This window comes from Streptomyces sp. NPDC014623 (assembly GCF_043088245.1).
Classification (GTDB): domain Bacteria; phylum Actinomycetota; class Actinomycetes; order Streptomycetales; family Streptomycetaceae; genus Streptomyces.
Map to the genome: position 1 here is coordinate 98,013 of NZ_JBIBZU010000008.1, position 12,882 is coordinate 110,894.

Consider the following 12,882-nt stretch of genomic DNA (forward strand, 5'->3'; position numbering starts at 1 on the left):
GAATTCGTATGAGCCGCACGAGCCGCACCACCCTGAGCCGATCCCGAACGGCGCTCATCGCCGCGGGAGCACTCGTCGCCGCAGCCGCGGGCTCCGCCGCTGCGGCAGCCCCCTTCGGAACCTCCGCCGCGGCGGCGGCGGGCTGCACCGTCGACTACAAGATCCAGAACCAGTGGAACGGCGGACTCACGGCCTCCGTGAGCGTCAAGAACCTGGGCGCCGCCATATCAGGCTGGCAGCTGCAGTGGTCGTTCTCGGGCGGCGAGAAGGTCAGCCAGGGCTGGAACGCCACCGTCTCGCAGAGCGGCACCGCCGTCACCGCGAAGGACGCCGGTTACAACGCCGCCCTGGCCACCGGATCCTCCGCCACCTTCGGCTTCAACGCGACCGGGAACGGCAACAGCACCGTACCCGCGACCTTCAAGCTGAACGGCGTCACCTGCGACGGGGGCACCACCGGTCCGACCGATCCGCCGGACCCGACCGACCCGCCCGCGGGTGAGCGGGCGGACAACCCCTACCAGGGCGCCAAGGTCTACGTGAACCCCGAGTGGTCGGCCAACGCCGCCGCCGAACCGGGCGGCAGCCGGGTCGCGAACCAGCCGACGGGTGTGTGGCTCGACCGCATCGCCGCCATCGAGGGCGCCAACGGCGGCATGGGCCTGCGTGACCACCTGGACGAGGCCCTGACCCAGAAGGGCTCCGGCGAACTCGTCGTCCAGCTCGTCATCTACAACCTGCCCGGGCGCGACTGCTCGGCACTCGCCTCCAACGGCGAGCTGGGCCCCACCGAGATCGGCCGTTACAAGAGCGAGTACATCGACCCGATCGCGGCCATCCTCGCCGATGAGAAGTACGCGGGTCTGCGCATCGTCACCACCGTCGAGATCGACTCCCTGCCGAACCTCGTGACCAACGCGGGCGGCCGGCCCACGGCCACGCCGGAGTGCGACGTGATGAAGGCCAACGGCAACTACCAGAAGGGCGTCGGCTACGCGCTCAACAAGCTCGGCGACGCTCCGAACGTCTACAACTACATCGACGCGGGGCACCACGGCTGGATCGGCTGGGACGACAACTTCGGCCCCACCGCCGACATCTTCAAGGAGGCGGCGACCACTGAGGGCGCGACCGTCGACGACGTGCACGGCTTCATCACCAACACTGCCAACTACGGCGCGACGACGGAGGATCACTTCTCCATCGACGACACCGTCAACGGCACGTCCGTACGTCAGTCGAAGTGGATCGACTGGAATCGCTACACGGACGAGCAGTCCTATGCCCAGGCCTTCCGCAACGAACTGGTCTCCGTCGGCTTCAACTCCGACATCGGCATGCTCATCGACACCTCACGCAACGGCTGGGGCGGCGCCGGCCGGCCGACCGGACCGGGTGCGACCACCAACGTGGACACCTACGTGGACGGCGGCCGTTACGACCGGCGCATCCACCTGGGGAACTGGTGCAACCAGGCCGGAGCCGGTCTCGGTGAGCGGCCGCAGGCAGCTCCGGCCGCCGGCATCGACGCGTACGTCTGGATGAAGCCCCCGGGGGAGTCCGACGGCTCCAGCAAGGAGATCCCGAACGACGAGGGCAAGGGATTCGACCGGATGTGCGACCCGACCTATGAGGGTAACGCCCGAAACGGCAACAACATGTCCGGTGCGCTGCCCGACGCCCCGGTCTCCGGCAAGTGGTTCTCTGCCCAGTTCCAGGAGCTCATGAAGAACGCCTACCCGGCGCTCTGAGAGAGTGCTCCGGGGTTCCGTCCGTCCGGAGGGCGAGACGGACGGAACCCCGGGGGCATGGCCTAAGCTCCGCGCCGACGGGCCCCGGGCGCTTCCCCGCCCGGGCCCGCCCGACGGCTGCGCCACCTGTCGAACAGAGCGCGTCCGCGAGCCACCGGCGCGGACGCGCTCCGGCGTGCGGCGGACCCGGCCCCGGGACCGCTCTCTCGCTTCGCCCTGATCCCCGTCTTCGACATGACGGCGGCCTCCCCCTCGGTGCCGGCCTTCGCCTTGCGGCCGAACCTCGGTTCCGTGTCCCGCTCCGCTTCGTTCTCGGCGGCCGGGGCGCCCGAAAGGGTGTGGTAGCGGTGGCTGATGCGCCGGCCCACCAGCGCGTATCCCAACAGCGCGCCGGCCGTATTGAGGATCACGTCGTCGATGTCGAAGGCCCGCCCTGCCACGAGCGCGCCCTGCGCGAGCTCGACGACCGCCATGACCGACGCGGTCAGCACCATCATCCGGACCATGCGGCGGCGGCGCGGCACCAGAATCGGCAGCAGGACACCGAACGGGGCGCCCAGCAGCAGATTTCCGCCGGCCTGTTTGCACGCCGCGAGGAAGGTGTAGTCCTGCGCGTACTGCTGCAGGGACCGCCCCGGTTTCAGATTGGAGGTCACGATGTCCTCCGACGCAGGCGACGGTGTGAGCGTCACCTTCGCCAGGGCCACGGAGAACGCGACGAGCGCCAGGAACGCTGCGGTCAGCACTGCGGCGCGCAACAGTAGCCGTCCCACCCTCCTGCGTCGTGCACTGCCATTCGCCTCTGCTGTCATGGCGGAACGGATTCCCCCGACATCGACGCCCACACCCCGGGCCGGGTGCGAGCATGAGCGAATGAGCGCACAGAAGAAGGACGAACTGCTCGCGGAGGCCGTGCGGCTGCGCGAACAGGGCCACCCCGAACAGGCCAGGGAGCACCTTCTCTCCCTCACCGCCACGTTCCCCGACGCAGCGGACATCGCCTATCAGACCGCCTGGGTCCACGATGTGCTCGGTCTGGAGGCCGAGGCCGTGCCGTACTACGAGCGGAGTCTGCAGGGCGACGGCCTCACCGATGAGGAGCGCCAGGGAGCGCTGCTGGGGCTCGGCAGCACCTACCGCGTCCTGGGCAGGTTCGGGCAGGCCGTCGAGACGCTCCGGCGGGGTGTGTCGGAGTTCCCGGACGACGGGGCTCTGCGGACCTTTCTGTCCATGGCCCTGTTCAACACCGGCGAGCATCATGAAGCCATGCGACTGCTGCTGCACCTGACCGCGACGACGAGCGAAGATCCGCAGGTGCAGCGGTATCGGGCGGCCATCGAGTACTACGCGGCGGATCTCACGCAGACCATGTGAGCGCGTGCGCTGTGCGTGCGGTTCCTGCGAGCTCCGCGCCTGCGAGCCGTACGAGCGCAGAACGGCTGGGCCCGTGCGGCCCGCTCAGGCCCATGAAAAAGGGGGAGCCCCGGCCGGATCGGGGGAATCCAGCCGGGGCGGCTCGTGTGCGGAAGTGGAGGTGGATCACCGCTGGGTACGCTCCGGACCCTCACTCCCACGTATAGGTGAACGATAAACCACCCTCCGGCGTTCCCGTCAATTCACCCCCCGGGGTGTGATCCACACCACGAACATGCAGGCCAAGGATTCTTCGCGGGAAGCAGGAAGATGGTGAGGCCGGGCACCGGCGGGCCTCACCGAGCATCACACGCCCGCCTGCGACCGGGTCGAACTTCCGCGGTTCCAGTTGGGCCGGGTCGTCGCACCGGCCCTTCCGCATCACACAGGCGTGGCCGGTTCCGGCGGCGGGCCCGAGCAGGGGACGAGTCCGGCCCCGGGCGCGCCACGGCGGGCCCCTCGGGCATTCCGCTACGAACAACCCGGGGCGGGGGCCGGACGCCTCCACAGACCCCCGCATCCAATTCACGAACAAATGATCGACGCATCCCCGGTCGTCAGTCCGGGCGCGCCGTCGAAAGGCGGCCCGAGCGACCGCCTCGGCGCTCACTCCGCATACGCCCTGCTCCCGGCCCCCGCGAGTCGCGCGGGGCCGCACGCGCGGGCGCGCACCGAGTTGTTCACGCCCGACTGCTTGCGTCAACTCTCGTCAACGGCAAGGGTGTTCGACGTTCTTTCACTCCACCCAGCCGATGGCATATGCCGAAAGCAAGACCGCGTCGAGTGTTGCCAAACCGCTTACGAGGCCTCTCGGCCTGTGCGACAGTCGAGTCCGGTCCACCCCATGAACCGGCCGCACCGCCTGTATCGGAGTACCAGATGCCGTCCCATCTGTTTGCGGACCGCCCCGCCCCGCAGCCGCCGGAGCGGGATGCCGTCGACGCCCTGATCAGCCGGGCCCGGCTGCTACGCGGCGACGTGGACGCCGTGCGGCGCGACACCCCGGTGATCGACGACGGCGATCCCCAGCTGCGCTGGCAGCGGGCGCTCTGTGAGCTCGCCGTTCATCAGCTCGACGATCTGGGCGAGCATCTGGGACAGCTGCGGGACGGCATCACCCGCGACGCGGCCGCCGGATCCACAGGAAGGGCTGCCGCCCCGGAGCCGTCGGCCGATGCGCCGACGGGCTCATTCCTCAGCAGGGTGGGCAGTGCCGAGTGGAATCTGCTCACCGATGAGGTCAGCTGGTCGGACGAGCTGTATCAGATCTTCGGTAAGGCCCCGGGGACAGGAGCTTTGTCCCTCGACGAACTGCCGTCCGTCCTCCTCAGGGAGGACCAGCCCCTCCTGACGTCCATGGTGACCGACTGCCTGGTGGACGGCAGACCGATAGACGGCGAGTTCAGGATCCTGCTGCCCGACGGTGGTATGCAGACCCTGCACATGATGGGCGAACCCGTCCTGGACGCGGACGGCTGCACCGCTTCCATGTGGGCGGTCGTGCGCGATGTCAGCAGGCTGAGACGCGGTCAGCACATCGTGAGCAGGACACGGGACACGCTGCGACGTCAGGAGCAGATGGCCCGCGCCGAGCACCGGATGGCGGTGGAACTCCAGGAAGCTGTCCTTCCTCCGCGGGACGGCTTCCTGCAGGTACCCGGCCAGGACGGGAGTGGACTGGACATCGCCGCTCGTTACCTGCCGTCGGCACCGGGTGATCTCATCGGTGGCGACTGGTACGACGCCCTGGCGCTCCCGGACGGAAAGACCCTCCTCACCGTCGGTGATCTCACCGGCCAGGGGATCCCGGCCACCTCAGCCATGGCGATACTGCTCGGCGCCCTGCGGGGCATGGCCGTGACCGGTCTCGAGCCGGGAGCGGCCATGAGTCACCTGAACCAGCTGATCGAATGCTCGGCGCAGCCGGCCCTGAGCAGCGCCGTGTGCTGCCGCTTCGATCCCACGACCGGCACACTCACCTGGGCGCAGGCGGGGCATCCGGCGCCGCTGCTGTTCCGCGACGGGGTGGGGCGGCCCCTGCCCTCACCGGACGGGGTACTGCTCGGGGCGGCATCCGGAGTCACCTACGAGCAGGACCAGGTGGTCCTGCTCCCGGGCGACGTGCTCGTGCTGTACACCGATGGACTGACGCGCCGGAGCGACTGGAGCGCCGACCTGGATTTCCTCCTGGGGCTGACGTCTCAGTTCACGCAGGCCCGCACCTCACAGGACTGTGTACGAGCCATGGTCGAAGCGCTCGGATCAGCCGAACGGTTCCATGGCGCCTGTGTGTTGGTGGCCCGTGTCGAGACATGAGGGATTCCGGAACCGCCCACAAGGAGCTCCAGGCCGCCCTGTGTCCGCCATGGGCACCGTCCGACCCGCCGGACCTGCGATGTGTTCCCAGTTGTCGTCCTGAGCTGGTCGGCGGCGGCCCCGGTGTCAGACCCGGGAGCCGTTGGTTTTCTTGTGGGACGCCCTTTGAGGCAGGGCGCGTTCGATCTCCTCACGTAGGTCCTCGATCTTGCCGTGCCCCGCGAACTGACCGGTGAGCCGGTACATCTCGCGCAACCGGTCCCAGGTCCGGTGCGAGGACGTCTCCCCCATCGACACCAGAGCAAGACGTGCGTACCGGTCGGCCTGCTCGGGGTCGTCGGCGATGAAGCATGCGGAGGCGAGCGAGATGTAGTCGAAGATCTTGGACCGTTGACGCCCGTTTATCCGCAGGTCGAGTGCCTGCTTGGCATGGCGTTGAGCGATGGAGGCCACACCGGGGTCGTGCTCGGCCAGCGTACGGAAGGCCAGGGCCTGCATCCCGTGCATGTCCGCCTCGTCGAACATCTGCATCCAGCTCGGCGGAGGCACATCGCCCTTGTCCGAGGCGAAGAGCTCCTCGGCCTCACCGAGTGTTCGCCGCATGGCCTGCCCGCGGCCCATCGACGCCTGTGCCCAGGCCTCGATGGTGTGCAGCATCGCCCGGGTACGCGGCAGCGTCTCCTCCCCGGAGCCGGACTTGGCGAGCTTCATCAGGTCCAGGGCGTCGTTCGGCCGGCCCAGGTGGACCATCTGGCGTGCAGCGCGGGAGAGCGCCTCCCCCGCACGCGGTCGATCGCCACCCTCGCGCGCGGCGTGTGCCGCGATCACGAAATACTTCTGGGCCGTGGGTTCGAGGCCCACGTCGTGGGACATCCAGCCGGCGAGGACCGCGAGGTTGGCGGCGACGCCCCAGAGGCGGCGCTGCAGATGCTCGGGGTGGTGGTAGGCGAGCATGCCGCCCACTTCGTTGAGCTGGCCCACGACCGCCTTGCGCTGCAGTCCGCCGCCTCTGGAGGCGTCCCAGGCCCGGAAGACCTCGACCGAGTGCTCGAGGGCCTCGATCTCCTCGGATCCGATGGGGGCGGCTTCGTACAGATCGAAACCGGCGTTGTCGGCGTACAGGGGGTCGTTGAGGCGGGTGGTCCGGGCCGCCGGAGCGGGTTCGGAGTGCAGCCAGTCGTGCATGGCACCGGTGATTGCTGAGCCAGCGGCGAGCGCGGCGCCCGCGCCCACCAAGCCGCGTCGGTTGAGCATGAGGTCCATTCCCGTGAATTCGGTGAGGACCGCTGCCGTCCGTTCGGGCGCCCACGGCAAACCGTCGGGATTGTCTTCCGTCCCGGCTTTTCGCCGCCTTCCCACACGCCCGCGTCGGCCGAACCCGAGGTCCTCGATGGTCACGACACGGCCGAGCCGCTCGGTGAACAGAGCCGCCAGCACTTCGGGCACGGGATCACGGGGGGACTCCCCCCTGTCGATCCAACGCCGCACCCGCGAGGTGTCGGTGGCCAGTTGGAGGTGGCCCATGGCCGCCGCCTGCCTGTTCACCATTCTCGCGAGCTCGCCCTTGGACCAGCCGGCCAGGCCGAACAGGTCGGACAGGCGGGTGTTGGGTTCTCCGGTCACGTCAAGCCCCCAGGTTCTCGGCTGACTTGACCCTAGCCCCCCGGCGGATGCCGGGTGAATATTCGCCAGGGTTCGCCAGGGGTCGCTAGATGTTGTGCCACCCGCCCACCGGTGTCAGGTAGGAAAGCGCCACCCCGCCCGGCAGCCCTAGGCACTCCCCAGGGTGCCGAACGGCCGCCGGCCGGGGCGACGCACGCAACTTGTCGGCGCACGAAGGGATCTGTCTCGCCCATGTACACAGCATCGTCCTCCGTGCCCGCCCCGCTCCGGCCGCTTCGTCCCTTGGGGGCGGGCGGCGGGCCCTATCTCGACCCCCGCGCCGCGTCACCGGCGTCCGGCACGGGTCGGACCCGGCGGGCGGCGGGGCCGGGCGCGCAACCACTCAGCGGAAGACTGGACCTGTCCGGTGCCCAGGGCGCGCAGCTGCGGATGGCCATCGCCTCCGTGCACCGCATCTGTCCGGAGTTCAGTCCGGTGCAGGTGCTACGCCGCAGCGGGCGCTCGGTGCTCATCGTGGGTACCACCGGCCGCGCGACCGCGGTGGCCAAGTGTTTACTCGACCACTCCTCCGCGTGGACGGAACGGTTCCGGCACGAAATAGCGGCATACCGCGCCTTCGTCAGGCATCGTCCGCCGGTTCGGGTCCCGCGTTTGATCGCTGCCGACCCGGAGAACTGCACCCTGGTGATCGAGCGGATGCCCGGCCGTGTCGCGGCACTGACGAGGCATCCGGCGGAGGCACCGCCCCGTGCGGATCTGCGGGCCGTTCTCGGAGCGATCAGCCACATCAACGCCTGGCGGCCGCCGGCCGGCCTGTTCGATGCGCCGCTTGACTACGCCTCGCGCATCGCCCGCTATCACGAGTTGGGGCTCTTCACCGATCGTGATCTGGGTGACCTGCAGAAGCTGTTGCACGGCTTGGCCCATGCGGGCGGCCGGCAGGGCATGGGCCAGTTCTGCCACGGTGACGCCCTGCTCTCGAACATCCTGCTGCCGCCCACCGGGCCCGTGCTGGTCGACTGGGAGCACGCCGGCTGGTACCTGCCGGGTTACGACCTGGCCACACTCTGGGCCGTGCTCGGTGACGCACCGGCATCGCGGCGGCAGATCAGCCAGCTGGCGCAGGCGGCGGGCTCCACGGCACGTGACGCCTTCCTGGTCAACCTCATGCTCGTCCTGACGCGGGAGATCCGTACATATGAGACGGTTGTCCAGCGGGCCATGCGTGAAGGCGCATCGACCGGTGGGGGGCAGGAGCGGCAGGGTGTCATGTCTTCCAGTGAGGAGCAGCGTCTGCTGCTGCGCAGGCTGCACGACGACTGCGCGATGGCCCGGCGGGCCGTGCGCGCGGCGGTGGGCACGCGCTGACCACGCCGGGTCGGGGCCGGCCTGACGGACGGGGCGCGCTGCGGGACCGATGCCGACACATGGGCCCCGCAGCGCGCCGGTCGTGGTCTCAGCCGCTGCTCATGAGCCGGCTCGCACCACGTCGACGTCGGTCGCCTTCACGAAGCCGATCCGGTGGCCGATCTGGACCGTCACGTACTTCTGCGCTCCGCGGAAGTACGTGTGGTCGTAAGGCTTCGAGGCGTCGATCGTCGGTGCGTAGTAATAGCCGGTGGGCGCCTCTCCACCACCGGGAAAAGCCTGCCCCGCCTTGATGGTGTAGACGAGCGGGCTGCCCACCGTCGGCTTGGCGAACTCCGTGGGGTACTCCCCCTTCTCCGGGTAGGCGACGCCGTACACCGGTACTTCCGCCCTGCCTTCCCTGGGTCGCACGACATGGCCGGAAACAGGGCTGACGATCCGGGCACCCACGGGGGTACGCAGCCACGCCTTCTCCCCGTACCACCAGATCGCCGTCCAGCCGGGCACCCTGTCGGCGACGACGGCCTGCTGGGTGGCACTGATCTTGCTGCCCCAGTCCGCGGCGCAATTCGTTCCCGGTGAGCCGTCCGGGTGCAGACCCGGATCGGAGAAGAGCGGCGAGTCCGCGGACGGTCCGGTGTGCAGCGGGACCGCGCTGCTGCCCTGCCGGGGCAGGTCGACGTTCTTCTCGCAGTCGCGGAACTCCTGCTGGTTCCTGGCGAAGTCCGCGCTCACGGTGACCAGTTCGCTTTTCCTGGGCGCGCTGGGCCCCGTGGGCTTGCCGAGCAGCGCCATGAAGCGGTTCCAGTCCCAGTAGGGCCCCGGGTCCCAGTGCATGTTCCGGGTACCCGCCGCGCTGGTGGGCGGCACACCGTCGTGTCCGAGGATGTGCTGCCGGTCGAGCGGGATGTCGTACTTCGCCGCCAGGTGACGCACCAGTCGAGCGGTCGAGCGGTACATCTCGGGGGTGTACCACTTGGCACCCTCGGCTGCGACGCCCTCCTGCTCGATGCCGATGGAATGGGTGTTGAGGTACCAGTTGCCCGCCTGCCAGGCCACGTCCTTGTTCTTCACCATCTGCGTCACATGGCCGTCGGACGAACGCACCACGTAGTGGGCGGAGGTCTGGTTGGCGGGGTTCTGGAAAATCTTCAGGGTGGTGTCGTAGTCGACCTCTGTGTCGTGCAGGACGATGAACTTGACGGCGTTGCTGCCGGGCCGGTCCGCGGTGTCGTAGTTGCCGTAGGTGTCCTTGTCCGCCGGGTCGCCGGTCTGCTGGTAGGCCGCTGGAATCCAGTCGCAGGCCAGGCCGCGCGGGCATTCCGGTCGTACGGTGTCCGCGCCGGCCGCAGCCGGGGAGAGGAGCGCCGCGCTCAGCGCCCCCGCCGCGGTGAGGGCGAGCGCGAATCTGGTCCTCTGCTTCGACGTCATGACAACCCTTCCTGGGCGGGGTGGCAGAACCGTGCCCGGGGCCGCTCCCGTCTTCGTCGGTCGGCGCACACTCTGTGGCGGAAGGTACTGAAGAGTCAAGAGTGCCGCGCACAGCCGGACCTGAAATTGTGTGACTATTTCGCGCCGTGAGTGCCCCGGATGGCCGAGGGGTAGTGCTGGCGCCGACAGGCCGGTCCGCGCGGACCGCGTCGAGCTCTCGGAAAGGCCGGACGCAATATGGCACAGCCCTTCTCACTGCCGGACTTCTACGTGCCGTACCCGGCACGTCTCAACCCTCATCTGGAGTCGGCCCGGAGCCACACCCGGGAGTGGGCGCGCGGCATGGGGATGCTGGAAGGCTCCGGCATCTGGGAGGAGAAGGACCTCGAATCCCACGACTACGCACTTCTCTGCGCGTACACCCACCCTGACTGCTCGGCGGAGGCCTTGTCCCTGGTCACCGACTGGTATGTGTGGGTCTTCTTCTTCGACGACCATTTCCTGGAGCTGTTCAAACGGGTTCCGGACCGCGAGGGCGGCAAGCGTTATCTGGACCGGTTGCCCGCCTTCATGCCCATGGAACGGGGCGCGCCGAATCCGGAGCCGGCCAATCCGGTGGAAGCGGGGCTGGCCGACCTCTGGGCCAGGACCGTACCTGCCATGTCCGATGCCTGGCGGGCCCGGTTCGCCGAGGCGACGAAGAATCTGCTCTACGAATCCCTGTGGGAGCTCGCGAACATCAACGAGGGGCGCATCGCCAACCCCGTCGAGTACATCGAGATGCGCCGCAAGGTGGGCGGGGCCCCGTGGTCGGCAGGGCTGGTGGAGTACGCGGCGAACGCGGAGGTCCCTGACGCGGTGTCCGCCTCACGCCCGCTGCGGGTGCTGAGGGACGCCTTCTCCGACGGCGTGCATCTGCGTAACGACCTGTTCTCGTACCAGCGCGAGGTCGAGGACGAAGGCGAGAACAGCAACGGTGTCCTGGTCCTGGAGAGGTTTCTGGGCTGCTCGACCCAGGAGGCCGCTGAAGTGGTCAACGACCTGCTGACGTCGCGCCTGCAGCAGTTCGAGAACACCGCCCTCACCGAACTCGGTCCGCTGTGCGCGGAGAAGGGGCTGACCGCCGACGGGACGCTCGCTGTCCTGGCCTACGTGAAGGGGCTCCAGGACTGGCAGTCCGGTGGCCATGAGTGGCACATGCGCTCCAGCCGCTACATGAACGGCGGCGGGGCGGGAGAGAGCGTGCCCGGTTTCGGCATGGCCGCCGCGTCGCTCCGCTTCACACCCCGCTCGGAGTCGTCGCGGCTGCGCAGCCACACCCATGTGCCCTACCAGCGTGTCGGTCCCTCCTTGCTGCCCGACTTCGACATGCCGTTCAGCACGACGCTGAGTCCGCATCTGGACGGGGCGCGGGTACGGATCGTGGACTGGGCACGCCGGATGGGGCTGCTGGAGGCGCAGCCGGGTGTGCCGGGTTCGCACATCTGGGACGAGGAACGGCTGATCGCGACCGATCTGCCGCTCTGTGCCGCGGGGCTGCATCCTGACGCGACTCCCGACGAGCTCGACCTGTCCTCGGGGTGGCTGACCTGGGGGACGTACGGTGACGACTGGTTTCCGGTGGTCCACGGCCGGTCCCGTGATCTGGCGGGGGCACGGCTGGCCAACGAACGGCTGTCGCATTTCATGCCGCTGGACGGATCGGCCGGGCCCGAGCCGGTCAACGCGCTGGAGCGAGGGCTCGCCGACCTCTGGCGGCGGACGGCCGGTCCGATGGGCGAGGACGCGCGCCGCACCTTCCGGGAGGCGGTGGAATCCATGACGGCGAGTTGGCTGTGGGAACTGGCCAATCAGGCGCAGAACCGGATCCCCGACCCGGTGGACTACATGGAGATGCGCCGGGCGACGTTCGGTTCGGACCTGACGATGAGCCTGTGCCGGCTGGGCCACGGCAGAAAGGTGCCGGACGCCGTCTACCGCAGCGGTCCGATGCGGTCCCTGGAGAACGCGGCGGCGGATTACGCGTGTCTGCTCAACGACCTGTTCTCGTACCAGAAGGAGATCGAGTACGAGGGTGAGGTGCACAACGGCGTCCTGGTGGTGCAGAACTTCTTCGGGGTGGACTACCCGACGGGGGTCGCGATCGTGCATGATCTGATGAATTCACGGATGCGCCAGTTCCAGCATGTCGCCGAACAGGAGCTTCCGGTTCTGTACGACGACTTCGATCTGGACGCGGAGGCCAGGGAGGTCCTGGCCGGTTACGTGGTGGAGCTCCAGCACTGGCTGGCAGGCATCCTGATCTGGCACCGGGACTGCCGGCGTTATCGCGAGGAGGATCTGCGCCGGGGCACAGGAACCCCGTGGCACATCAGCGGGCCCACGGGGTTCGGGACGTCGGCGGCGCGGGTGACGCGGCTGCTGATGCCCCGGGGAGATGTCATCCCTGCTGGAACAGTTCTGCGGGAAGTGGCTTCAACAGGGCGTACAGATCGTCGGTGATCGGCCGGTCCCAGCAGGCGACGGTGACGAGCACGCCGTCGCTCCGGTCGAACTGGACGCAGGAGATCCGGCTCTCGGACAGCTTGACACGGCGCACGATCAGCAGGCTGTCGCCCTGCATGACGGGCACGTCCTCGGTGCCGGTCACTTCGACCGGCTCGTCGTTCTCGAGGGCGAGGAGCAGCTGGGCGACCTCGAAGGGAACCTGGCCCTCCTCGGTCTCGCGGGCCGGTGAGCCCTCCGGCAGATTTCCGATGATCATCGCGGGGCCGCGTCCGCCGAACAGGTCGTAGCGAAGGAACACGCCCTGACAGCTCCCATCGGGAGCAGGGAGCAGACCGGCGCCGAGGTTGCCGGGCCAGTCCCCCGGGTCCATGGCCAGGACATCGAAGTCCGGGCCCGCGGGTGTGGCGGCGCTACGGCGGCGGAGGAAGGACATGGTGCCATGTTACGTGTCCCGGCTCACCTTGCGGAGCCG

Annotated in this window: 9 protein-coding genes; 5 read left to right on the top strand and 4 right to left on the bottom strand. The window is 68.9% G+C overall.

Going from position 1 to position 12,882, the window contains the following annotated elements:
• Nucleotides 1-8 precede the first annotated feature (8 nt).
• Nucleotides 9-1,751, top strand: a complete 1,743-nt coding sequence (locus tag ACF1FZ_RS15315) for a glycoside hydrolase family 6 protein (protein ID WP_391773863.1) — start codon at nucleotides 9-11, stop codon at nucleotides 1,749-1,751.
• Nucleotides 1,752-1,813: 62 nt separating this feature from the next.
• Here ACF1FZ_RS15315 and ACF1FZ_RS15320 read toward each other — a convergent pair whose 3' ends face one another.
• Nucleotides 1,814-2,563 carry a VanZ family protein gene (locus tag ACF1FZ_RS15320; protein ID WP_391773864.1) on the bottom strand — a complete coding sequence of 250 codons (750 nt, stop codon included), beginning with the start codon at nucleotides 2,561-2,563 and terminating at the stop codon, nucleotides 1,814-1,816.
• A 61-nt stretch (nucleotides 2,564-2,624) separates the two neighbouring features.
• On the opposite strand from ACF1FZ_RS15320, the gene ACF1FZ_RS15325 reads away from it, so the two are divergent.
• On the top strand, nucleotides 2,625-3,125 hold the full coding sequence (locus ACF1FZ_RS15325; RefSeq protein WP_391773865.1) for a tetratricopeptide repeat protein: 501 nt from the start codon (nucleotides 2,625-2,627) through the stop codon (nucleotides 3,123-3,125).
• Nucleotides 3,126-4,043: 918 nt separating this feature from the next.
• Entirely contained in the window at nucleotides 4,044-5,480 is a 1,437-nt protein-coding gene (locus tag ACF1FZ_RS15330; protein WP_391773866.1) for a PP2C family protein-serine/threonine phosphatase, read from the top strand.
• A gap of 126 nt (nucleotides 5,481-5,606) precedes the next feature.
• Here the strand turns inward: ACF1FZ_RS15330 and ACF1FZ_RS15335 are convergent, their stop codons facing one another.
• Entirely contained in the window at nucleotides 5,607-7,103 is a 1,497-nt protein-coding gene (locus ACF1FZ_RS15335) for a hypothetical protein (protein WP_391773867.1), read from the bottom strand.
• Between the two features lie 231 nt (nucleotides 7,104-7,334).
• On the opposite strand from ACF1FZ_RS15335, the gene ACF1FZ_RS15340 reads away from it, so the two are divergent.
• On the top strand, nucleotides 7,335-8,471 hold the full coding sequence (locus ACF1FZ_RS15340) for an aminoglycoside phosphotransferase family protein (protein WP_391773868.1): 1,137 nt from the start codon (nucleotides 7,335-7,337) through the stop codon (nucleotides 8,469-8,471).
• 99 nt (nucleotides 8,472-8,570) lie between these two features.
• Here the strand turns inward: ACF1FZ_RS15340 and ACF1FZ_RS15345 are convergent, their stop codons facing one another.
• Complete coding sequence (locus ACF1FZ_RS15345; protein ID WP_391773869.1) at nucleotides 8,571-9,902, bottom strand: N-acetylmuramoyl-L-alanine amidase; 1,332 nt, start codon at nucleotides 9,900-9,902, stop codon at nucleotides 8,571-8,573.
• 237 nt (nucleotides 9,903-10,139) lie between these two features.
• Between ACF1FZ_RS15345 and ACF1FZ_RS15350 the strand changes: the two genes are divergently transcribed.
• Nucleotides 10,140-12,404 carry a germacradienol/geosmin synthase gene (locus tag ACF1FZ_RS15350; RefSeq protein ID WP_391773870.1) on the top strand — a complete coding sequence of 755 codons (2,265 nt, stop codon included), beginning with the start codon at nucleotides 10,140-10,142 and terminating at the stop codon, nucleotides 12,402-12,404.
• Here the strand turns inward: ACF1FZ_RS15350 and ACF1FZ_RS15355 are convergent.
• Nucleotides 12,343-12,843, bottom strand: coding sequence for a hypothetical protein (locus ACF1FZ_RS15355; RefSeq protein ID WP_391773871.1), 501 nt, complete (start codon nucleotides 12,841-12,843; stop codon nucleotides 12,343-12,345). The genes ACF1FZ_RS15350 and ACF1FZ_RS15355 overlap by 62 nt on opposite strands.
• Nucleotides 12,844-12,882: the final 39 nt, after the last annotated feature.

What these genes read in the sequence shown, in the direction of transcription:
- ACF1FZ_RS15355 (WP_391773871.1), bottom strand. Translation starts at nt 12,843, where the DNA reads ATGTCCTTCCTCCGCCGCCGTAGCGCCGCCACACCCGCGGGCCCGGAC.
- ACF1FZ_RS15315 (WP_391773863.1), top strand. Translation starts at nt 9, where the DNA reads ATGAGCCGCACGAGCCGCACCACCCTGAGCCGATCCCGAACGGCGCTC.
- ACF1FZ_RS15320 (WP_391773864.1), bottom strand. Translation starts at nt 2,563, where the DNA reads ATGACAGCAGAGGCGAATGGCAGTGCACGACGCAGGAGGGTGGGACGG.
- ACF1FZ_RS15325 (WP_391773865.1), top strand. Translation starts at nt 2,625, where the DNA reads ATGAGCGCACAGAAGAAGGACGAACTGCTCGCGGAGGCCGTGCGGCTG.
- ACF1FZ_RS15340 (WP_391773868.1), top strand. Translation starts at nt 7,335, where the DNA reads ATGTACACAGCATCGTCCTCCGTGCCCGCCCCGCTCCGGCCGCTTCGT.
- ACF1FZ_RS15330 (WP_391773866.1), top strand. Translation starts at nt 4,044, where the DNA reads ATGCCGTCCCATCTGTTTGCGGACCGCCCCGCCCCGCAGCCGCCGGAG.
- ACF1FZ_RS15350 (WP_391773870.1), top strand. Translation starts at nt 10,140, where the DNA reads ATGGCACAGCCCTTCTCACTGCCGGACTTCTACGTGCCGTACCCGGCA.
- ACF1FZ_RS15345 (WP_391773869.1), bottom strand. Translation starts at nt 9,902, where the DNA reads ATGACGTCGAAGCAGAGGACCAGATTCGCGCTCGCCCTCACCGCGGCG.